Source organism: Cupriavidus sp. GA3-3, from assembly GCF_000389805.1.
Lineage (GTDB): Bacteria > Pseudomonadota > Gammaproteobacteria > Burkholderiales > Burkholderiaceae > Cupriavidus > Cupriavidus necator_D.
Map to the genome: position 1 here is coordinate 124,305 of NZ_KB944470.1, position 21,880 is coordinate 146,184.

Sequence of the window (21,880 nt, forward strand, 5' to 3'; positions counted from 1 at the left end):
CGCCGCCAGGCCACGTGCCTTTATCAATGGAGACATGCCGTGCACTACCTCGATGGATCCCTGTTCCCTGAAAACCAGCAGCCGCTGATCATCACCGCGGCACCGTACGCACCGGGCTGGCTGCCCTCCGATTTCCCGGAAGACATCCCCGTGACGATGGAAGACCAGATCCAGAAGGCCGTGGATTGCTACAACGCCGGCGCGACTGTGCTGCACCTGCATGTGCGCGAACTCGACGGCAAGGGCTCGAAGCGTCTGTCCAAGTTCAACGAGCTGATCGCCGGGGTGCGCAAGGCGGTGCCGGAGATGGTCATCCAGGTGGGCGGTTCGATCAGCTTCGCGCCGGAAAACGAGGGGGATGCCGCCAAGTGGCTTTCCGACGACACGCGCCACATGCTTGCCGAACTCGACCCCGTTCCGGACCAGGTGACCGTCACGGTGAACACGTCGCAGATGAACGTGACGGAGCACGCGGAGCTCGCGGATTTCAAGGGCACCTCGCGCGAGAACCCCGCGATCTTCAACGCGTACAAGGAGATGACGGTTCCCGCCCAGCCTGGCTGGGTCGAAGAGCACATCCGCCGCCTGTCCGCTGCCGGCATCCAGAGCGCATTCCAGTGCTACAACATCAATAGCTTCGAATCCGTTGAGCGGCTGATCCGGCGCGGCGTGTACAAGGGCCCGCTGGTCATGAACTGGGTGGCGATCAGCGGCGGCATGGATGCGCCGAGCGTCTTCAACCTCGCCAACATCGTCCGCGCCGTGCCGGATGGCGCGGTGCTGACCGTCGAAAGCTCCGTGCGCAACGTGCTGCCTGTGAACATGATGGGGATTGCCCTGGGCCTGCATGTGCGGTGCGGAACCGAGGACTGCCTCTGGAACCAGTCGCGCACGGCCAAGATGAGCACGGTGAAGCAGATCGAGCAGCTGGTGCGCATCGCGGGCGAATTCGGCCGCAAGGTGGCAACGGCCCAGGAAGCGCGCGACATCCAGAAGATCGGCGTGTTCTACGACACGGTCGAAGAGACGCTGGAGGCCAACGGCTTCGCGCCGAACCGCAATGGCGGCAATCAGGGCTTCCTGCGCAAGGCCGCCTGACCCGGGTCGGTCGGCACTGGCGATGCGCCAGCAGAAGGGCAGGGGTGGCAGATCACCGGCTCACGATGAAGCCGGCTGCTGCCCTGAACAACCCTCGAACATTCGGAGACAACCATGAATCAAGCACAACCGTCGGCGCGCCGCAGGGCGTCGCTGTCATGCATGCTCGGCCTGGCGCTGTCGGTGGCGCTGCCGGCTGCGCTCCCATCGACCGCCCAGGCTCAGGCGTGGCCGACCAAGGTGGTCAGGATCGTGGTCGGCGGCCCCGCCGGCGGCACCGCCGATATCCTCGGGCGCCTGCTGGCCGAGGGGCTGACGCAGTCGCTGGGCAAGCCGGTGATCGTCGAGCAGAAGCCGGGCGGCGCCGGCGCGATCGCGGTCAACACACTGCTTTCCGCACCGCATGACGGACATACGCTGCTGCTGATCCAGGGCGGCATCGTTTCCGAAACGCCGCTGGCGCTGAAGGTCTCGTTCGATCCTTTCAAGGACCTGAAACCTGTTGCCCAGGTGGCCCGTACGGGGCTGGTGCTGGTGGGCAACCCCAAGCTGCCGGCGAAGAACTTCAGCGAACTGCTTGCCTACATCAAGAGCAAGCCCGGGCAGATCGACTATGCCTCTTATGCCGCCGGCATGCGCGGCCAGACCATCGGCGTCCAGTTCAACCGCCTGGCCGGCGTGGATATGAAGCATGTCGGCTACAAGGGATCGCCGCCCGCGCTGCAGGACGTGATGGGCGGCCATGTGCCGCTGATGTTCGACGGCCTGGCCACGTCGCTGCCGCTGATCAAGTCCGGCAAGCTCAAGGCCTATGCCGTGGCGTATCCCAAGCGCATCCCCGCGCTGCCGGATGTGCCGACCTTCGCCGAAGTCGGCTTCCCGGCGATGACGGAGCCCGGCTGGATGGGGGTGTGGCTGCCGCCGGACGTGCCGGCGGCGGTGCAGGAAAAGATCCGCAACGCCACGCTGGCCATCGTGCAGCAGCCCGGCTACCGCGAGCGCGTGGAGGCCATGGGCATGGACGCCGGGCAGCCGCTCAGCAGCGAGGCCCTGTCCAGGGATGCGCGCGCCGCCCATGAGCGGCAGGCGGAGTTGCTGCGGTCGATACATTTCGTGCCGGAGTAGGGGGCGGCCCGCCTTGCGCGGGCCTCGGCGAATCGTTCAGCAAAGTTGTATGCTTTCTGCATGGCGCGCCGGGCGCCTTCAGCGCGTCCCGGCCACGGCGCAAAAAGTATGGCGGTGACGATATGAAGCCTGCTCACGCATTGATTGTGACTTGCGTCATGCTGGCCGCCTGCGTATCGACGGGCGTCGAGGTGAAACAGGAGCAGATGGCGAACTTCCTGCTCGGTTTCTCCACCCTCGACGACGTTACCGCCCAGCTGGGGAAGCCCTCGTCGCAGACCACCCTGGTCAACGGGTCGACCATCCTGATCTATTCGTTTGCGGCCTCCAGGCCGCACCCTGAGAGCTTTATCCCGTTCATTGGCCCGCTGTTCGCCGGCGGCGCGATCCGGTCGTCGACGGTTTTCTTCGAGTTCGACGAGAACGGCGTCCTCAGGAGCCAGCGCCTGACGACGTCCGGCAGCGTTTCGGGATGGAGCGTGCTGCCGCCTGATGCGTTGCCATAGGCGGGGGCGGTATACTTCCGGTCCTTTACGGCCCTGGCCAGACACCTGAGAGTCCCCATGAGCGCTTTGCCTCCCTGCCCAAAATGTCATTCCGAATTCACCTATGAAGACGGAGGCCTCTACATCTGCCCGGAATGCGCGCATGAATGGTCGGCGCAGGCAGCGGCGCCGGCCGAACCGGAGGCCAGGGTTTATCGCGATGCGGCAGGCAATGTCCTGCAGGACGGGGACACCGTCACCGTCATCAAGGACCTGAAGCTGAAGGGGTCGGCCGGCGTGGTCAAGATGGGTACCAAGGTGAAGAACATCCGCCTGGTCGACGGTGACCACGATATCGACTGCAAGATCGACGGCTTTGGTGCCATGAGCCTGAAATCGGAGTTCGTCAGGAAGGTTTGAACGGACGTTGCACCTTCGCCACTCAGTCACCTGCGCGGCGGCTTCCGGGACGGGGTCGTCCCCCGGCTGCGCGAACGGGCTGCCGCGAACATCTGCATGTCGCGCAGGATACAGTCCAGCAGCGTATTCGCGGCCACGCCCATCGGGCGGCCTGCCTTCACCAGCAGGCGTGCCTTGGCGGCCTCGAACAGCGGATGGGCGATAGGCAGCGTCACCAGCTCGCCGGACTGCAATTCACGATAGGCCGCGAACCCGCCGATGAGCGTGATGCCATCATGCCGCTTCACGAAATGGCGCAGCACGGCCAGGGAGTTCGTGGTCAGCGTCGGGCGGATCTGGACATTCTCCGTGTAGGCCAGCATCTGCACGACCTGCCCGAGTCCGAATGCCGGCGGCATCATCGCCAGCGGGTAGTCGCCCAGTTCGTGCACGTCGACCTTGCCGCCCCGGCGTGCCAGCGGATGCCCGGCATGCACCAGCAGCACCACCGGTTGCGATGACGTGGCAACCCAGGCGATATCGGCATGCGCAGGCGGATTGTAGGCCAGCCCGATATGCGCGCGGCTTTCCGCTACCTCTTGCAGGACGTTGTTGACCGGGAGGATGTCGACGGTCACGTCGAGCCTGGGATAGCGCGCACAGAAATCCGTCAGCACTTCGTCCATCAGTCCGTCGACATAGCCCTCGCTGGTGGCGATGCGCACCTGGCCGTGCTGCAGGCCGCGCAAGGCCTGCAGGCGGTCTTCGAAGAGTTCCTGCTGTGCGCGGCAGCCGCGCCAGTACTCGAGCAGATGCACTGCGGCTTCGGTCGGCTGCACCCCGCGTGCATGGCGGTCGAACAGCGGCGCGCCGACCTCATCTTCCAGCAGCCGGATCTGGCGCGTGATCACCGATGGCGAGGTGTTGATGCTGTCGGCCGCGCCGCGGATCGAGCCATGTGTCAGTACCTCGTGGAAATAGCGCAGCCTGCGCTGGTTCAGTTCCCGCATGTCGGATCCCGCTGTTGCCAATAGGGCAACGATAGCTGACTTAAGTTGCTCTTGCTCTGTTTTTTCATATGCCAGACGATCGACCCTGAACGACATCGCATCCACAAGAGATAGAGCCGACCACGGGAGAGACCGACATGTCCGCAACCCTGCCCCCACGTACCACGCCGGAGTACGGCAGCGCCGCGCAGCAGGCGCTGTACCGCAAGCTGAACTGGCGCCTGTTGCCGTTCCTGCTGCTCTGCTACACCTTTGCCTACCTGGATCGCGTCAATATCGGCTTTGCCAAGCTGCAGATGCAAAGCGATCTCGGCTTTTCCGATGCGGTGTACGGGCTGGGCGCCGGCATCTTCTTTTTCGGCTACGTCCTGTTCGAAATCCCGAGCAACCTGCTGCTGCCCCGGATTGGTGCCCGCAAGACCATCAGCCGCATCCTGGTGCTGTGGGGTCTCACTTCCGCGGGCATGATGTTCGTGCGTGACGAGACCACGTTCTATGTGCTGCGCTTCCTGCTCGGCGTGTTCGAGGCCGGCTTTGCACCGGGCATGATCTTCTACCTGACCTACTGGTACGGGCAGCGTCGCATGGCGCGCGTGATGGCCGTGGTGATGCTGGCCGGGCCCATCGGCGGGATCTTCGGCTCGCCGCTGTCGACGTGGCTGATGACAGGCCTGTCCGGCGCCTACGGCCTGGCGGGCTGGCAATGGATGTTCCTGGTCGAAGGGCTGCCTTGCGTGCTGCTCGGTGCCCTGGCGCTGCGCGTGCTGGCCGACCGGCCCGCCGAGGCGAAGTGGCTCAGCGACGAAGAGAAGCGCATGCTGGCGGCTGAACTGCAGGTGCCGGCAGGCGGCCACCAGTCATTCGGCCAGGTCGCACGCGACCGGCGCGTCTACCTGCTGGCCTTTGCCTATTTCACGATGATCTGCGGCATCTACGCTGTGAGCTTCTGGCTGCCGTCGATCCTCAAGGCCGACGGCGTCACGGACACCATGCAGATCGGGCTGTATTCGATGATTCCGTACATGGCGGCGGCGATTGCCATGGTCGTGATCGGCCGCAGCTCGGATCGCCGCGGCGAGCGCCGCTGGCACAGTGCGGTCCCCGCATTTGTCGGCGCCGTGGCGCTGGCCCTGGCCACGGGGTCGAGTGGAAACTTGCCGCTGTCATTGCTCTGCATGACCGTCGCCACGGCGATGATGTGGGCCGCCTATACCGTGTTCTGGGCGATTCCGTCGCAATACCTGAAGGGCGATGCCGCCGCGGGTGGTATCGCGCTGATCAATACCATCGGCCTGATTGGCGGCTTCCTGAGCCCGACCATCATTGGCGCGGTGCGCACCGCCACCGGCAGCATGCAGGCCGGCCTGCTGGTGATGGTGGCGCTGCTGATGGCCGGAGCGGCCGTACTGGTAGCCAACCGGATGCCCTCGCCCCAGGGCGCGGTCTCGCCCGCCTGAGGCTGGCCATTCAATTCACGGAGAGAACTTTGGCAACACGGATTCTGATCGCCGGCTTTCAGCACGAGACCAATACCTTTGCGCCGTCAAAGGCCACCTATGCCAGCTTCGAGCGCGGCGAGGGCTTTCCGGCGATGGTGCGTGGCGATGACGTGCTGTCGCTGCGCGACGTCAACATTCCGGCCGGCGGCTTCATTGCCGCGGCAGAGCGGCGCGGCTGGATGCTGCTGCCGGTGATCTGGGCCGGCGCGAGCCCATCCGCGCACGTGACCGAGGATGCGTTCGAGCGCATTGCCGGCGAGATCGTCGAGGCCACGCGCGCCGGCGGATTCGATGCGGTCTATCTGGACCTGCATGGCGCGATGGTTGCCGAACATACGGACGATGGCGAAGGCACCTTGCTCGCGCGCATCCGAGCCGTGGTGGGGCCGGGCGTGCCGGTGGTCGCGTCGCTCGACCTGCATGCCAATGTCACGCGGGCGATGCTCGAGGCCGCCGACGCACTGGTGGCCTATCGAACGTATCCGCACGTGGACATGGCCGAGACCGGCGAGCGGGCCGCGGCATTGCTGCAGCGCTTGCTGGAGGGCAGGGGGCCGCTGCATCGCGCAGTACGCCGGCTGCCCTTCCTGATCCCGATCAACGGCATGTGCACGATGCTGGAGCCTGCCCGCGCCATGTATTCGCTGCTGCAGCAGGGGGAAAGCGGCGCCGTGGTATCGCTGTCGTTCGCGCCGGGCTTTCCCGCAGCCGACTTTCCGGAGTGCGGGCCGGTGATCTGGGGATACGGCGAGGACGCCGCAGCGGTCGACGCGGTGGTGCAGGCCTTGTACGACCGGATGCTGGCGGATGAGCCTGCCTGGGAGGTCCCGTTCCTCTCGCCGGACGAAGCCGTGCTCGAGGCCATGCGGCTGGCCGAGGGGGCGACGCGCCCGGTGGTCATTGCCGACACGCAGGACAACCCCGGGGCCGGCGGCGACTCGAACACCACGGGCATGCTGCGCGCCTTGCTGCGCCACGGCGCGCGGCACGCGGCCATCGGGCTGATCTGGGATCCGGCCGTGGCGGCCGAGGCGCACCGCGCCGGCGTGGGAGCCACCATCGACGTCGCTCTCGGCGGTGTTTCCGGGGTGCCCGGTGACGAGCCGCTGCGGGGGCGCTTCAAGGTGCTGAAGCTCTCCGATGGCGTATGCCGCTACGGCGGGCCGATGATGAACGGCATGCTGGCCGATGTCGGGCCCGTCGCGCTGCTGCGTATCGACGATGTGCTGGTGGTCGTCAGTGCCGGCAAGGCCCAGATGCTGGACCGCAACCTGTTCCGCGTGGGCGGGGTCGAGCCCGAGGCGATGAAGATTCTCGTCAACAAGAGTTCGGTGCATTTCCGGGCCGATTTCCAGGGCATCGCGCACGCCGTGCTGGTGGCCAAGGCGCCCGGCCCGATGACGGCGGATCCCGCGGACCTGCCCTGGACCAGGCTTGCCCCCGGCATCCGTCTCAAGCCGATGGGCAAGCCCTTCCAGGGCTAGTACCGCGCCAGCGGCGCGACCGGGCGACCCGGCGGGGCATCAGTTGAAGACATCCTGCCGGTACCTGCCTGCGCTGACCAGCTCTGCCAGCCAGTCCGACGCCGCCTCTGCTGTCATCCCCCCTTGCTCTGCGCCGATCTGAATCAGCACCTGCCTGACCGCGGGCGCCATGTGGCGGCCGTCGCCGCACACGTAGATGATCGCGCCCTGGTTCAGCCGGGCCCAGACATCGGCACGGCGCTGCCACAGCAGGTCCTGCACGTAGCGCGGCTCGCCACCCACGACTGAACAGGCCAGGTGGACCTGCACCACGCCCTGTGCCTGCCAGCGCTCCACGTCGTTGCGGTAGAGCCAGTCGTGCGCGGGGTGGCGGCAGCCGTAGTACAGCTGCACCGGGGCCATCGGCTGCCCGGCTGCCTGTTGCGCGGCCCGCTCCTCAAGAAAGCCGCGGAACGGCGCAATGCCCGTGCCGGGGCCGATCAGGATCATGGGCGTGGCCGGGTCCGCCGCGGGCGCGAAGGTGGGATTGGGGGTGCGGATGGCACCCGCCACCATGGCGCCGGGCGCCAGGCCCTGCAGCCAGGTGGAAGCCACGCCGCGGAAGAGTCCGCGGCCCGACAGCGCCGGTGACCAGACCGTGCCGACGGTGATGGTCGCCACGTCGGGCGAGACCAGCGGCGATGAGGCGATCGAATAGAACCTCGGCCGCATTGGCACGGTGCAAGCCAGCAGGCCGGCCAGATCCATCTCGATGGCGGGAAAGCGGTCCAGCACGTCGGCCAGCCCGAGCCGGCGCGGCGCCACCTGGGCGGCGTACCCGCTCCCGGCGTCGTCCGAGGCCAGCTGCCGCAGGGCCTGGCGCGTGGCCGGGCAGCGCGAAGACTGCGACAGCAGGCGCAGGGTATGGCGCGACACCACGTCCTGCAGCTCCACAAAATGGGTCAGCAACTGGCGCACGGACAGGGCCTCGCCCAGCGGCAGGCCGCGCGCGGCCCCGCCGGAGGCGGACAACGTGACGATGGCGTCCGGGTCGATGCCGATCCGCTCGCACAGGGCCGCGACCATCCCGGGCTGGTTCTGCGGATAGACGGCGAGGTGATCGCCTGTGGCGTAGCGCACGCCGTCGGGCAGCCTGAGGCGGATATCGCGCGTGGAAGTCCGCGGCGCCTCGCGCGAGAAATCCCACAGGCCGGACGGATCGTTCACCAGCTCGGCGTTGGCCAGGATCGTGAAGGCCTCGGTGTTTGCCGGCAGCGTGGACGCGCGGATCTCGGCGACGTCTTTCACCTGCACCCGGACCGGCGGCGTCCCGTGGGCCGGCCCGCCCACGCCGTCACCGGCCTGCAAGGCTTGCCACAGCAAGGCCAGCCACCGTTCCGCGGCCTGGTCGAAGTCGCCGTTGCCGTCGGCTTCGCCACGCGGCAGCAGCGGACTGGCGCCGGCATTGGTGAAGAATTCATAGACGCGGCGCGGGAAGGCCTGGTACGTCGGCCATTGCGAGTTGCCGCAGCCCAGCACGGCCACGCTCAGCGCTTCTGCCCGGTAGCCGCTGGCGGCGCCGCTGTCGAGCAGCGCTTCGAGCCGCCTTGCCGAGTCCGGCGCGCGGCCGTTATAGGTGGCGGCGATGATGACGGCCAGGCCGGTGGTCGGGAGCGCGTCGGCCACGTCGTCCAGGTCGCGCAGCGTCGCATCAAAGCCCGCCGCCAGCGCGCCGGCATGCACCTGCTCAGCCAGTTCGCGCGCGGTGCCAAGGCTGGATCCGCACAGCACGGCAAGCGTCCTGCCGCGGCCCTGCACATCGGGGCCCGCCCGCGGCGCTTGCGCGGTCCCGGCGAGCGGCACCGCGGCGATGCGCTCATGCGGCCGGCGCCGGCGCGCACGCACCGTGAATCCGTCGGGCTTGATCGTCAGTGTTTCCTTGATGCGGAACTGGTAGTCGTGCGCGTCGGTGAACTGGAAATTGCGCAGCATCAGCGCCAGTGCCAGCTTGGCCTCGGTCAGCGCAAACTGGCGGCCGATGCAGGCACGTTCCCCGTTGCCGAAAGGCATGTAGGCGTGGCGCGGCAGCTTTGCCTCCTGCTCAGGCAGGAAGCGATCGATGTCAAAGCGTTCCGGGTCGGCCCACACCTTGGGGTCGCGGTGCAGCGCGGTCAGCACCACCGACAGGCGCCTGTCCTTGCGGATCAGGTAGCGGCCGCCCAGCAGCGTGTCTTCAAACGGCGCCACGGCGAAGGCAGGCGCGGTGGGCCACAGGCGCAACGTTTCCTTCAGCACGCGGTCCAGTACCGGCAGCCGCGCCAGGTCGGCGTAGACCGGCGCCGCGTCGCCGGGCAGCACGGCGTCCACCTCCGCGTAGGCCTGTGCCATCACGCCCGGGTTGCGCAGCAGTTCATACAGCGCGAAGGTGAGCAGGCCGCTGGTGGTCTCGTGGCCCGCAATCAGGAACGTGATCACCTGGTTGCGGATGTTCTCGTCGTCCAGCCGCTGGTCGGTGTCCGGATCCCGCGCTTCCAGCATCAGGCCGAGCAGGTCGTTGGCGGTGCCGCCCGGGCGTTCCGCCGCGTCGCCCGCGCGCCGCCGCCGGATCACGTCGTCCACAAGGTCGCGCATGAAGCGGGTGTCCTGGTCGAACTTCTGGTGCGCCGCATGCATGAAGCGGTCTTGCAGGGCAAAGCGCGTCAGCTTGGACATCGCCTCTTCCAGCGCGCCCACCATGGCCTCGATGAAGGGGTGCAGTTCCGCGCTGGCGAACGATTCAAAGTCATAGCCGAAGCCGGACAGCGCGATGGTATCGAGCGTCAGCCGCGTCATGTCGTCAGCGACCGCGATATCGGCATCCGGGCCTTGCTGGTCCCATTTGTCCACCAGCCGGTTGGCCACGCGCAGCATGACGTCGAAGTAGCCCTTCATCGCGCGCTGGCTGAACGCCGGCATCAGGATGCGGTGCGCCTTGCCCCAGTTGGCCTCGTCGGAGCGTGCGGTGAATAGCCCGTCGCCGGCCATGCCGCGCAGGTAGGACAGCGGCGGGCCGATGTACTTGCGGAACTGCGCGGCATCGCACAACTCGGAGGCCAGTGCCACCGACGTCACGAACGGCACGCGCCGGCCGGCGAAATTCAGTTCGAAGATGCCATCATGGTGGCGGCTGCGCGCCAGCAGGTGCTGGCCCAGCGCACCGGGTGTGATCTGCAGCAGGTTGCCGACCAGCGGCCAACCCGGGTCGCGCGGGATGGGTTCGGGGATGGTTGCATGGATGGAGCGGGCAGGGGTTTGATGCGGCGCGTCGGAGGCCTGGTCGGGGCTGGATAGCTCAATGGGCGGCGGCATGGCGGGGCGGTGTCTCCTGAACTGGCGCTGACACGCGATTTGCCACGTGCGGCCGTTTCATTTAACGTAGACATCTGTCTACCGGCGCAAGCGTAGACAACCGTAGACATGCTGTCAACGAAGCATGTCGGGCAAAAACCGAGTCCTGCTACTAAACCGCATTCATGGAAGCCATTGCCGACGGCAAACGCCGCCTGATCGACGCCGCGTTGCGGCTGGCCGCAGCCAAGCGCAGCTTTGCGGCACTCAAGCTGCGCGAGATCGCGCGCGAGGCCGGCCTGAACCCCAACACGTTCTACCGGCATTTCAGCGACATGGAAGACCTGGCCATCACCGCCATGGCCGAGGTCAGCGCCGAACTGCGGCCGATGCTGCGTGCGGTCCGATGGGCCGCTGCCCGCGACAACCCGGGTGAAGTGGCCACGCGTGCGTGCGAAGCGCTGTTCCTGTACGCGCAGCATCACCCGGATGCATTCATCGTTGGTGTGTGCGGGATCACGGGCCCGCAGCCCGCGCTTCGCGTTGCCATTCGCACGGTGCTGGATGACATCGCCGCCGAGATGGCGGAAGACATCGAGCGGCTGGGGCTGTGTCCCAAGCTCTCACGCCCGGTCATTGACGACGTCTGCGCGTACGTCGTTTCCTACCTTTTCCATCAATGCGTCGACTACATCGAAGCCGATGCCGCCGGACGGCGCAGGCTGATGGCGCGCTCGGTGCAGTTGAGTTGCTGGCTGCTGCAGGGCGCGGCAGGGCCGAATGCCCAGCCGGGAGCGAAATCAGGCAGGGAGCGCAAGGCCGTGGCGGCGTAGCCTGTTGCGACGAAACACGCAGAAGGAAGAAACTCAGCCGAAGCAGTGGCCGAAGCGAAGGCGTGTGTCCGGGCCAGCACTCACCCTGAAATCGTGATGCCACACTCTTGCGCCACCGCCAGGAGCTTTTCCATGTCCGGCGCGCCTGGCGGAATTTCCTCATCGAGCCGCGTGAACAGGTGCGATGCGTTTCCGCCGTGGCTGGTGACTGAAATCATTTCGCCGCCGCCGAAGCCGAAACGGAAGTAATGCACCGTGCCCGCTGGCACATGGACAAAGGTGCCAGCGGCAGCAGTGATCGCTTGATCGCCATAGCCGATCTCGACCGTCCCCTTGGTAATGAAGAACGATTCGTCCCAGTCATGGCTATGCGGCGGTGGGCCACTGCCTTCTTCGCCCTGCTGCAGAAACACCTCATAGCCTTGCGTGGCGGTCTTGGATGCCAGCACCGTGATCCTTTCTCCCACCACGTTGAGCGCGCGTCCATACGCTTCCGGAGTCACCGCAAATGGTTCTGGTTTCATGATTTTCTGCTCCGTCAGTGAGAGCGCCGACGTGGCGATGCTATCCGGGTGTGAGGCATGCGGCAGCTCCAAAGCGAGCCGGCCACGATGCCGGACGGGCGGGGCATGGGCTGCCCGCTTATTTGATGTGTGGGAATTTTAGGCGGCCCACGATCGGAAGTCATCGCCAGGAATGAGGATTGCCACGGCCAATGTGCGTCAGCAAACGTTCCTCCCATGCGCAATGTCACTTGCCCCTGGCTCGCTTTCCCATTTCAATGGAGTTGACAGGGAGAAGGGATGAGATCATGGCAGTCACTCGCTTGCAGAGCATTCCCGGCATCGGGGTTGACAGGATGACCGACAAGGCTGGCTCGATGCGTAACGCCAACAGCCATCTGCCTTTCATGGGCCAGCCCGCACTGCGGGAAACCGCAGTCGAACGCGTCCGACGCCTCTCCGGCGTCACATACGGCCCTGATACCGAATGCATCGCCGAGCGAATTCGCCTGGCCCCGATACGTGCAACGCTGAGCGACGAAAATGCCGGCCGCTTCTGGTCATGATGGTTCCGAGGGCAGCGACCGGACCCTGCTGTATTTCGGTTGGCTGACCCTGTTCATCGCTCTGGCAACGCCGGCCGGTTACCTGGTCGATATACAGACGTCGTACCTGCTCAAGAACCAGCTGCATGCGACGGCGACGGAGATCTCGACATTCCGGCTGGTGACGGGCATACCAGTCTACCTTGCGTTCGTTTTTGGCCTCGCGCGCGACCAATGGAATCCGCTGGGATTGCGCGATCGTGGCTTCTTCCTGATTTTCGCCCCGGCGACCGCGGTGGCATTCATCTGGATGGCGTATTCAGGTTTCTCATACGCGGGGCTGGTCATCGGGATGCTGCTGGCAATGCTGTCGTCCCGGTTCATCGCCGCAGCCTATCAGGGGTTGATCGCCCTGGTGGGCCAGGAGAAGCTCATGTCCGGGCGCCTGAGCGCCCTGTTGAACGTGGTCGGCTCCGTCCCGGTCGTTGCGGGAGCGTTCGCCTCCGGGTACATCTCCGATCATCTCGCCGCAAAAGAAGCCTTCCTGCTGATGGCGATGTTCGCCTTTTTGATTGCGGTGCTGGCGCTCTGGAAGCCCGTTTCGGTCTTCGGCCATATCTACGAGAAGCCGCAAGCCAGGGGCACGGATCTCGTTGGCAATGTCAGGCGGCTGGTGAGACATAAGGCTGTTTATCCAGCGGTTCTCATCTGCTTTCTGTGGAACTTTGCGCCAGGAGCGGCCACGCCGCTGCAGTTCTACCTGAGCAATGAGCTGCATGCATCGGATTCCGTTTACTCGTACTACAACGGGATCTTTGCCGCCGCGTTCGTCCCGACATTTCTGCTGTATGGCTTTCTGTGCAAGAAGGTATCGCTGAACAAGCTGCTGTGGTGGGGAACGATCGTCGCAGTGCCGCAGATGGTTCCGCTGGCATTCATCCACTCAGCCAATCTTGCCCTGGTATTGGCGGCACCGATAGGGCTGATGGGCGGTGTCGCCACGGCAGCATACTTCGATCTCGCGATGCGGTCCTGTCCGCCGGGCCTGCAAGGAACCTTGATGATGCTGGTGGATGGCGTTCTCGCGCTCTCGGCGCGTGCCGGCGATCTCCTGGGCTCATGGATCTATAACAGCAGCCCAACGCACGGTTTCACATATTGCGTGATCGCGACTACCGTGGTGTACGCACTGATCCTGCTTTTGATCCCGCTGACGCCAAAGGCATTGATTGCTACCAGGGATGGCGAACCAAGTCCGGAGGTCCAAGCCTAGGCGTCGGCCCGCTGCTGCTCCAGCGTGCGCAATCGCTGGCGGGCGAGGAGGGGGCAGGCCCTAGTAATGTATGGTGGCCGGGCTCTGGATGCCGGCGTTCTCATCAACGACATACGCTTCGATTCCTGCGCTGCCGCCATTCCACCAGTTTGTCATATCAAAGACAGTCTCGTCGTCCAGCCGCTGGACATGGACACCGTAGATGGTCAGCGGCTTGCCGGGCGCGCAGACCGCGGGCGAAGTCAGTGGCCTCAGGAAGTGAACAGCGCTGGGCGATGTCGTGGATATGTTGGTGACGCGCTGTGCAACGAAGCGGCCTGAGATATTCTGAATCTGCAACGCTGTCTCGACGTCAAGGCCAATCCCTCGGGCGGCCGACGGGTTCGTCAGGACTCCGCCCTCGCAGCCCGAACCGGACCATGGCGCAATGCTTCTTGACAGGAACGTGACCAGCCTGCCCATGCGATCGCGCGTGTCGAAGTGAGGATCGACGAACGTATTGTCCAATGCCGTAGTGTTCAGGAATTCAGGGCCGGAAAACCCTTTCGGGTCAAATGTCATGTACTTGTTGTATGGATCGCTCAGCGCCTGCGTCGATGTGACCGTCCCTTCGATGGCGGAGAAAACGAACTGCCCCAGGACGTTGGCCCCGGCGCTGGTGCCGCCAACAGGAACGTTCTGCTGCATGAGCGCGGCGATGGTCGCGTTGAGCTTCGTACCTTTCCAGAACTTGATGTAGTTGGCCTGATCGCCGCCCGCAATCCACAATGCGTTCGCGCTGCCGACAACGGCGTTTACAAACGGATCATTCGCCGCAGCTGTGTCGGTAATGACCAGCGTTTCCGCCGCAGTCAGGCCGAGGTACGCGCCACCGACATAGCCGTCCACTGCGGGGATATCGGTCGCGTTCTTCTTGTTGCTGTAGTAGAAGTAAGGGTCGTAAGCGTCGGTGCCGGTCGCGCGAATCACGACCATGCGACCGCCCGTTGCTTTGGTAATGCCCGCCTGCCGAATCATCCAGCGAAACGCGCCATCGACATCGGGCCCGCCACCCATGATGACCACCGGCTGTACCGCCCGTGGCTGAGGTGTGGGGAGGGCCTGCACCGGCACTGGATTGCCAGTCATGAAGTACCGTGTACCAGTTACGAAGTAGCTGTAGGTAGTCTTGTCACCTGCAAACGCGGGGGGCATCAGCACCCCAAGTACCACGCTGATACAGGCGACCGCGTAGTACGCCACCACCCTGCAATGCTGTGTGAGCTTGGAAATGAATTCCATGACGTGACACCCCCCTGCCGCTATCTTCTTTGTACAACTCGGTGATGACAGAAAAGCAACGCGCCAAGTCCCTGGAAGAGCTGGCAGATGTCACGTCGCCAGGCAAAAGCTCCCGGCTGTTATTCCGAGCACAAGTGCGGGACGTGCAGGCGTTCCGTTATAGACGCTGGCGCACAAAAACTCCAGCCGACCCTGGTCCCGACAGGAGATGCGGTGAGGCAGACACGACCACCAGCAACAAGGCCGCCATCGCGGCCTGCTTCCGAAGGTCACTACAGGCGGCGCTCGCGCATGCCGGATCGCCATGAGAGCAAAGGTGCCACGGCCATCGGCAAGGTCTGTTTGCTGGCGTACGTTGGCGTTGTACTGTTTGCCAGTCCCCGCCTGGAAGCTTGCGCAACTGGCCTCGCCAAGGCGACGGAGCGCTCAGTCGGCGCACCGTTGAATGAACTGCGTCATGGCGGGCAGGATGGATTCCCGGAAACGCTGGCCGGCGAAGGTGCCGTAGTGACCCACGCCGTCGACGACCAGGTGTTCTTTCCGGTCGGCGGCAAGACCTGCGCAGAGCGCGTGAGCCGCTTCGGTCTGGCCGCGGCCGGTGATGTCATCCTCGCTGCCTTCGATGGTCAGCAATGAAACGTTGGCAATGGCCTCGGGGTAGACACGGCGCTGGCCGACTTCCATGCGGCCGCGGCACAGGTGATGCTCCAGGAAAACCTTCTGGATGGTTTCCAGGTAGTACTCGGCCGGCACGTCGAGCACGGCGTTGTACTCGTCATAGAACTTGCGGTGCCTGGCTGCCTCGGTCTGCCTGCCATCGACCAGGTGGCGGTAGAAGTCGAGGTGCGCACCGGCGTGCTGTGCGACGTTCATCGATACGAAGCCTGCCAGTTGGAGGAAGCCTGGATAAACCCGGCGCCCGTTTCCCGGGTAGCCGGCGGGCACCCGTTCGATGACGTTGGCCTCGAACCACGCCAGCGAATATTGCTGCGCGAACTGGTCGACCGCCGTCGGGCTGACGCGCGTGTCGATCGGCGCGGCGATCAGGGTCATGGAGCGGGGCTGCACCTGCTCGTTGTCTTCGGCCATCTGGGCGACCGCGCAAAGCACCGGGACCCCGGGCTGGCAAACCGCGACGATATGCGTGCCGGCGCCGAGGTATCGCAAGAACTTTTTCAGGTAATCGACATAGCAGCCAAGATCGAAGTGCCCGGCGTCAAGCGGGACCAGGCGCGCATCGGCCCAGTCGGTGATGTAGACATCATGCCCGGGCAGCAATGCCTCGACCGTCGGGCGCAGCAGGGTGGCGTAGTGGCCGGAGAGCGGCGCCACCAGCAACACCCGGGGGCCAGGATTGGACATGTCCTTCCTGAAATGCAGCAGCCGGCAGAAGGGCTCCTCGATGAGCGCGGTCTCGGTGACGGCCACCCGCTGGCCGCGCACGAAGACCTCGTCGATCTCAAAGCTTGGTTTGCCATAGGCCTTGGTCAGCCGGGTGAACAACTCAAGCGCGGCGTCGGCCTCGCGCAGCCCCGGAAGCCAGGCGACCGACTCGCCCCAGAAATTGACTGCACGATAACCTGCCTCGATCATCGCCCCGAGCGGGCCAAGGGACTGCAGCGTGAGTTCCCGCAGAGCATAGAGCGCCATTGCGATTCCCGCCTTTTTGAATTGGTTGGTGTGTTGTTCTGGCGCAGGGGCCGGCAAACCGGGTGCTGCGCAATGCGGGCTTCAGCGCAGTTGGCGTGCCCGACAGCCGCATGGCCGGCTTCGTGCAAGGTGGGCGGGCGGCCGACAGGCTTCTGCCGCGGGTGCGTAGGTGGGAAGGTGGCGCTGGTGCACTGAGAAGTGCTGCGCGCGGCTCAGGTGCCGTCGATGTCGAATGGACTGGCTGCGGGAGGCTCCGGTCTTGCCGTGGCGGCCGTTGCGGCCGGACTGATGCGCGCGGCCCAGGTCGCACGCGAATCGGCTGGAATGCTGCATGATGCCCCCCTACTACTCAAGCCACCAGCATTGCGTCGCAATGCCAGCGGAACAGCTTGCAATCAAGTTACGCCATTTACATTCAGTAACATATTCGATCTAACCCTATTGCAACCCTTTGCATACGTCCTTGGCAACGAAGGAACCTTTGCGGGATCATTCGATGCGAATGTGGCCTTATGTGCAGGCGATATGTGATCCTCTATTGCCAGCAGGGCGGACGCAGCCGGGCCATCTGCTCGGCTATTTGTAAATTTTTGCAAGTTGCGTTCGGGTAAAACGCCAGGCAGGCGGATGTGGTTGACCCGCCCGGTCCCGCTTCCTCGCTGTCACGCTGCCCGGCCAATGACCGGAATCACGCCGAAGGCAACGGTAGCCAGCATCATGACCACTGCCGCCGACAGCGCCCAGAGCAGCGTATAGCGCTGGTGATCGCCAAATTCGACCTCGGCCAGGCCGACCAGCAGGTAGGTCGACGCGACCAGGGGGCTCAGCAGGTGAACCTGCTGCCCGATCAGCGAGGCGCGTCCGATCTCCGCCGCGCCGATGCCATAGACGGCGGCAGCCTTGGCCAGGATCGGCAGGATGCCGAAGTAGAACGCGTCGTTCGAGATAAAGAACGTGAACGGAATGCTCAGCACCCCGGTCACCAGGGCCATGTAGGGACCCATCCAGTCCGGCACGGCGCTGATGACGCTGTTGGCGATGGCGTCGACCATCTTGGTGCCCGACAGGATTCCGACGAAGATGCCGGCGGCGAAAATCAGCGACACCACCGGCACGACGTTGGTGGCATGCGCGCCCATGCGCTCCTTCTGTTCGTGCAGGCTCGGGTAGTTGACCATCAGCGCGATGGCGGATGCGATGATGAACAGCGCAGGCAGCGGCAAGGTGCCGAGAACCAGCAGCACCATCAGGCCGCAGGTCAGCAGGAAGTTGAACCACAGCAGCTTCGGCCTGGCGATCCGCGGATCGCCGGCGGCGGCCTCCGGCATGGCATGGCCGTCATCGCCGGCCCCGGTGCGCATCAGTGCGATGCTGCCAAGCCGGTTGCGTTCGCGGCGGCCGAGCAGGAATGCCACGAACAGGCCCCACATGCCGGTGACAATCATCGGCAGGATCATCGGCACGAACAGCGACCCCACGTCCACGCCCAGCGCGCTGGCGGCACGCGCGGTCGGGCCGCCCCAGGGCAGGATGTTCATCAGCCCGCCGGCCATCATGATCACGCAGGCCAGCACCAGCCGGCTGATGCCCAGGCGCTTGTAGAGCGGGAGCATGGCGGCGCAGGTGATCATGTAAGTGGTCGAGCCGTCGCCGTCGAGCGACACCAGCGCGGCCAGCACGAAGGTGCCCATGATGATCTTGACCGGATCGCCGCCCACTATCTTCAGGATCGCGCGCACCACCGGATCGAACAGCCCGGCATCGATCATCAGGCCGAAATACAGGATGGCGAACATCAGCATCACGCCGGTCGGCGCCAGCTTCTTGACGCCGTCCAGCATCATCGGGCCGAGTTCCGGGCCGAAACCGCCGATCGCGGCGAACGCAATCGGAACCAGGATCAGCGCCACCATGGCGGAGAGCCGTTTTGTCATGATCAATGCCATGAACACGATCACCATCGAATAGGCGAGCAGGGTCAACATCTTTTTCTGTATCTCTTTGCCGCCCTGCAGCGTGGGGCGCATGCGGGCGGGTGTGTGTGTGCGTCCGTGCGGCGCACGAGGTTAAAAGCAAGGCCGATCCCGCCGGCACGACAGGGCGTGCCGGGTATGGAATGACCGCGGAGGGTGGCAGTCTTGCGCGCTGGCCCGGGCGGGCCGCGCGGGCGCGGCTCAGCTGGCGGAAGCGATGCGTTTCACTACCGCGTCCGCGAACTGCAGCGTGGTGGCCGTGCCGTGGAGGTCGCCGGTCTTCACCTGGTCCTGGACCAGCGTCAGCTCGATGGCCGTGCGCAGGCGCGTGGCCAGGTCCTGGCGGCCCACGTGGTCGAGCATCAGGCCGGCGGCCAGCATCAGCGAGATCGGGTTGGCAATGCCTTTGCCGGCGATGTCTGGCGCCGAGCCGTGCACCGCCTCGAAGATCGCGGCCTGGTCGCCGATGTTGGCGCCCGGCGCCATGCCAAGCCCGCCAACCAGGCCGGCGATCTGGTCCGACAGGATGTCGCCGAACAGGTTGGTACAGAGCAGCATGTCGAAGCGCCACGGGTTGAGCACCAGCTGCATGGCGCAGGCGTCGACAATGATGTCGTCCATGTCCACGCGGCCCGCGTAGTCCCTGGCGACCTCGCGCGCCGCTTCCAGGAAGATGCCGGTGAGCGCCTTCAGGATATTGGCCTTGTGCACCACCGTGATCTTCTTGCGGCCGTTCCTGACGGCGTACTCGAAGGCGAAGCGGGCAATGCGCCGGCACGCGTCGCGCGTGTTGGTGCCGGTGGACACCGCCACCGCATGCGGGTCGTCGCCAACCGGGATGTAGTAGTCATGGGCCACATAGAAGCCGCCGACGTTCTCGCGCACCAGCACCAGGTCGATATTCTCGAAGCGGCCCGGCACCAGCGTGCGGGCAGGGCGCACGTTGGCATAGAGGTTGAACGCCTCGCGCAGGCGCACATTGACCGAGCGGAAGCCACCGCCCACCGGCGTGGTCAGCGGCCCCTTCAGGGCCAGGCCGGTGCGGCCGATGCTGTCCAGCGTGTCTTGCGGCAGGGGATCGCCGCTGTATTCGACGCCGGCCATCCCCGCGCGCCGGATATCCCAGGCAAACGGGGCGCCCAGCGCTTCCAGCACCCTGACGGTGGCGTCCACTACTTCGGGACCGATCCCGTCGCCTGGGATCAGCGTGGCCGGGATCTGTTCGCGTGCACCGTTTTCCATTTGCGTTCCTGTCGTGAATTGAGCGTTTCGCTGGCCGGCCAGGGCGCCGGGCCAGGGAGGCTGTGTTTCTCGTCGCCGGGGGGCGCCGGTTGCGGATTCCGGCGTTTGCCGCCGGTCCGGATGACCAGGGGCCCGATTCTAGGCGGGGAAGGCTGTCAGGAAACTGTCAATGTGCCGGCTATGTCATTGGGGTTTACGCGGAGGGCGACGAACCCTGCTGACGGAGAACGACCGACGAATCGGGGCCGGCGACAGTGAAAGCATCGCCGGTGCAGTGCGCCAGGACTGGCCGCGACGATGAACGTGCACTGACGCCCGGAGCCGCGCTAAGCGGGCAGGCGTGCCGCCTTGAATTGTTTCCAGAGGCAGCGCAGCGGCTGCCGGTCAATGCTGACAGCCCTTGCGATATAGCCGCGCGCATAGCCACAGCCAATGGCAAGCTGCTGCCGCTCTGTCGCCAGGCGCAGCAACAATCCCTCTGCAACCGCCATATCATTGCGCCATCCCAGGTCATCCTGCAGGCGCGACAGTTGCCGGCGATAGCGGCGCACCTTATTCGCGGCAAACAAGGATTCAAAGAACTCGGTCGCGTAGCGCAGCTTCTTTGCGGCGATACGCGCACGATGGCGCCGCTGCTCATCGAGCTTTGCCATGCCCCGCCCCCGCTTGAGCAGCCTGCGTTGCCGTTTGCGCAGCGTGGCCAGCGCGAAGTCCCTGGCGGGTCCCGTGAGTGCCGCGCGCTGCGCCTCGTCAAGGCCATGGCGCCAGTCCGCGCTGCCCAGCCAATGGCTCAGCGTCAGGATCAGCCGGGTGTAACGATCGGAATTCACGGCCTGGGCCGCGCGTTGCCGCGCATTGGCTGCGACTGCCTTCGCCGCGGCAAGCACCGCGCCCGCGCCCACGTCCTCCGGCGCCCCATCGAATGCGTCACGCAAGGTGGTGTTGGCAAGCACTTCCCAGTCACGTGCGGGGCCCAGTTCATCGGCAATCCATTTGAGGTTCGATTGCAGTGCCGGCGGGCAGGCCAGCAGCGGCTCGAAGATATCAAGCGCGGAGCGCAGGCGACGCAGGCCGACACGCATCTGGTGCACGCTCTCCGGATTGGAGCCATTGACCACGCCGCGTTCGTTCCCCGAGATTTGCGCCAGGCAGCTCTCGGCAATGCACTGAAACACGGCTTCAGCCGACCCTGCTTCGGCCAGTCTGAGGGGCTCCGCCCGTACCGCTTCATTGGCCTCGTCAGCGACCAGCGCATAGCCACGGTCGCCTTTGCTGGCGCGGCTCAGGCGCATTGGCACTGCGTCGAGCAGCCGCAGGGCAAACGCTGACAGATGGGCGGGCTCACCGGCCTGGATCTCCATCTCAAGCTCGCGGATCGGCTCCGTGGCGTCGTTCGCGCGGACAACGCCGCGATCGACCGCCAGTTCGACCTCGTCCCCCTGTGGCAAGCGCAACAGCAGCACCGTGCGCCGGACATCCGTGATGAAGATCGGCTTCAGCCGTTCCGCCAGGTCGCCTTCACGCAGCAGCGTCCCCAGCGCAGTGCCCTCGGGCAATTTGTCTCGCAGTGCACCAAGATCTGGCGTATTTCCGGGAACTGCCGACTCAAACTCTTCCCGCTCGTAAAGCGCCCCATGCTGCGTGCCCCAGGTCTTCAACGTCTGTACATAATGTTCACCTGCTTGCCGCACGCGCAGCGAGGCGTGCATACGCCGAAAAGCAAGATCCGACGTATCGAAATACGTGCTCACGAGCCTGTCTTCGTGCGGCGGCTCCACGCAGCAGGACGACACCAGGGGCAAGCCGATCAGCCCTTCGGCCTGGTCCTGCAGCAACTCGAGCTTGAGTTCGCGCTCCATTTATCCGAGCTTTGCCGTGCCCTCGAATTTTTCGAATACCCTGGCCTGGACTGCGTTCATCACTGCAAGGATCTCGTCACTGGCAGGGCCGCTGGTCGTCACCCCGGTGGCGTTCTTCGGCTTCGAGCCGCACGGGTCGAAGACAAAGAGCGTATCGAACTTTCCGGACGATTCTTTCTTCAGGCGCCGGTTGAGTGCTTTCAGGTATCGCTTCTTGTCAGTCTTTGACATAGGTTCCAAGGTTATCTGCGGTGGCAATAACGACCCAGGTCATTGAACCATCTGCTTAACGAACTCACTTCACCAGGCAGCCTG

Annotated in this window: 19 protein-coding genes; 10 read left to right on the plus strand and 9 right to left on the minus strand. The window is 65.1% G+C overall.

The features are described 5' to 3' along the window. The first annotated feature begins 39 nt into the window (after nucleotides 1–39). From C265_RS09655 to C265_RS09670, 4 genes are all read left to right on the plus strand, one after another. Nucleotides 40–1,098, plus strand: a complete 1,059-nt coding sequence (locus C265_RS09655; protein WP_010809726.1) for a 3-keto-5-aminohexanoate cleavage protein — start codon at nucleotides 40–42, stop codon at nucleotides 1,096–1,098. A 114-nt stretch (nucleotides 1,099–1,212) separates the two neighbouring features. Next, complete coding sequence (locus C265_RS09660; RefSeq protein ID WP_010809727.1) at nucleotides 1,213–2,223, plus strand: tripartite tricarboxylate transporter substrate binding protein; 1,011 nt, start codon at nucleotides 1,213–1,215, stop codon at nucleotides 2,221–2,223. A 122-nt stretch (nucleotides 2,224–2,345) separates the two neighbouring features. Then, entirely contained in the window at nucleotides 2,346–2,729 is a 384-nt protein-coding gene (locus C265_RS09665; RefSeq protein ID WP_010809728.1) for a hypothetical protein, read from the plus strand. Between the two features lie 57 nt (nucleotides 2,730–2,786). Beyond that, complete coding sequence (locus tag C265_RS09670; protein WP_010809729.1) at nucleotides 2,787–3,128, plus strand: zinc ribbon domain-containing protein YjdM; 342 nt, start codon at nucleotides 2,787–2,789, stop codon at nucleotides 3,126–3,128. 26 nt (nucleotides 3,129–3,154) lie between these two features. Here the strand turns inward: C265_RS09670 and C265_RS09675 are convergent, their stop codons facing one another. Beyond that, complete coding sequence (locus C265_RS09675; protein ID WP_010809730.1) at nucleotides 3,155–4,117, minus strand: LysR family transcriptional regulator; 963 nt, start codon at nucleotides 4,115–4,117, stop codon at nucleotides 3,155–3,157. A gap of 137 nt (nucleotides 4,118–4,254) precedes the next feature. Between C265_RS09675 and C265_RS09680 the strand changes: the two genes are divergently transcribed. After that, nucleotides 4,255–5,574 (plus strand): MFS transporter, encoded by a 1,320-nt coding sequence (locus tag C265_RS09680; protein WP_010809731.1) that lies wholly within the window; start codon nucleotides 4,255–4,257, stop codon nucleotides 5,572–5,574. 29 nt (nucleotides 5,575–5,603) lie between these two features. Continuing rightward, nucleotides 5,604–7,100 carry a M81 family metallopeptidase gene (locus C265_RS09685; RefSeq protein WP_010809732.1) on the plus strand — a complete coding sequence of 499 codons (1,497 nt, stop codon included), beginning with the start codon at nucleotides 5,604–5,606 and terminating at the stop codon, nucleotides 7,098–7,100. 39 nt (nucleotides 7,101–7,139) lie between these two features. Here C265_RS09685 and C265_RS09690 read toward each other — a convergent pair whose 3' ends face one another. Beyond that, the gene (locus C265_RS09690; RefSeq protein ID WP_010809733.1) at nucleotides 7,140–10,427 is read right to left on the minus strand and encodes a bifunctional cytochrome P450/NADPH--P450 reductase; all 3,288 of its coding nucleotides are present in this window, start codon (nucleotides 10,425–10,427) and stop codon (nucleotides 7,140–7,142) included. Nucleotides 10,428–10,591: 164 nt separating this feature from the next. On the opposite strand from C265_RS09690, the gene C265_RS09695 reads away from it, so the two are divergent. Then, a complete protein-coding gene (locus tag C265_RS09695) occupies nucleotides 10,592–11,239 on the plus strand; it encodes a TetR family transcriptional regulator (protein WP_010809734.1) in 648 nt (215 codons plus the stop codon). Between the two features lie 80 nt (nucleotides 11,240–11,319). Here the strand turns inward: C265_RS09695 and C265_RS09700 are convergent, their stop codons facing one another. Continuing rightward, nucleotides 11,320–11,763, minus strand: coding sequence for a cupin domain-containing protein (locus C265_RS09700; RefSeq protein ID WP_010809735.1), 444 nt, complete (start codon nucleotides 11,761–11,763; stop codon nucleotides 11,320–11,322). Nucleotides 11,764–12,050: 287 nt separating this feature from the next. On the opposite strand from C265_RS09700, the gene C265_RS09705 reads away from it, so the two are divergent. Next, a complete protein-coding gene (locus tag C265_RS09705; protein WP_136227857.1) occupies nucleotides 12,051–12,308 on the plus strand; it encodes a hypothetical protein in 258 nt (85 codons plus the stop codon). Next, nucleotides 12,286–13,560: an MFS transporter gene (locus C265_RS09710; RefSeq protein ID WP_010809737.1), complete on the plus strand. Its 1,275-nt coding sequence runs from the start codon at nucleotides 12,286–12,288 to the stop codon at nucleotides 13,558–13,560. The genes C265_RS09705 and C265_RS09710 overlap by 23 nt, the downstream gene beginning before the upstream one ends. A gap of 60 nt (nucleotides 13,561–13,620) precedes the next feature. On the opposite strand, the gene C265_RS09715 is transcribed toward C265_RS09710, so the two are convergent. Both C265_RS09715 and C265_RS09720 read right to left on the minus strand, forming a co-directional pair. Continuing rightward, nucleotides 13,621–14,841: a cyanophycinase gene (locus tag C265_RS09715; RefSeq protein WP_010809738.1), complete on the minus strand. Its 1,221-nt coding sequence runs from the start codon at nucleotides 14,839–14,841 to the stop codon at nucleotides 13,621–13,623. 426 nt (nucleotides 14,842–15,267) lie between these two features. Next, entirely contained in the window at nucleotides 15,268–16,491 is a 1,224-nt protein-coding gene (locus C265_RS09720) for a polyhydroxyalkanoate depolymerase (protein WP_010809739.1), read from the minus strand. 225 nt (nucleotides 16,492–16,716) lie between these two features. Here C265_RS09720 and C265_RS32150 point away from each other — a divergent pair, with 225 nt between their 5' ends. Beyond that, nucleotides 16,717–17,022 carry a hypothetical protein gene (locus C265_RS32150; protein ID WP_136227858.1) on the plus strand — a complete coding sequence of 102 codons (306 nt, stop codon included), beginning with the start codon at nucleotides 16,717–16,719 and terminating at the stop codon, nucleotides 17,020–17,022. A 131-nt stretch (nucleotides 17,023–17,153) separates the two neighbouring features. Here the strand turns inward: C265_RS32150 and C265_RS09725 are convergent, their stop codons facing one another. From C265_RS09725 to C265_RS09740, 4 genes are all read right to left on the minus strand, one after another. Then, nucleotides 17,154–18,476 (minus strand): CitMHS family transporter, encoded by a 1,323-nt coding sequence (locus tag C265_RS09725; RefSeq protein WP_037024043.1) that lies wholly within the window; start codon nucleotides 18,474–18,476, stop codon nucleotides 17,154–17,156. A 189-nt stretch (nucleotides 18,477–18,665) separates the two neighbouring features. Continuing rightward, on the minus strand, nucleotides 18,666–19,706 hold the full coding sequence (locus C265_RS09730) for an isocitrate/isopropylmalate dehydrogenase family protein (protein WP_010809741.1): 1,041 nt from the start codon (nucleotides 19,704–19,706) through the stop codon (nucleotides 18,666–18,668). 326 nt (nucleotides 19,707–20,032) lie between these two features. Further along, entirely contained in the window at nucleotides 20,033–21,565 is a 1,533-nt protein-coding gene (locus C265_RS09735; protein ID WP_010809742.1) for a CYTH and CHAD domain-containing protein, read from the minus strand. Further along, complete coding sequence (locus C265_RS09740; RefSeq protein ID WP_010809743.1) at nucleotides 21,566–21,796, minus strand: hypothetical protein; 231 nt, start codon at nucleotides 21,794–21,796, stop codon at nucleotides 21,566–21,568. Between the last annotated feature and the right edge of the window lie 84 nt (nucleotides 21,797–21,880).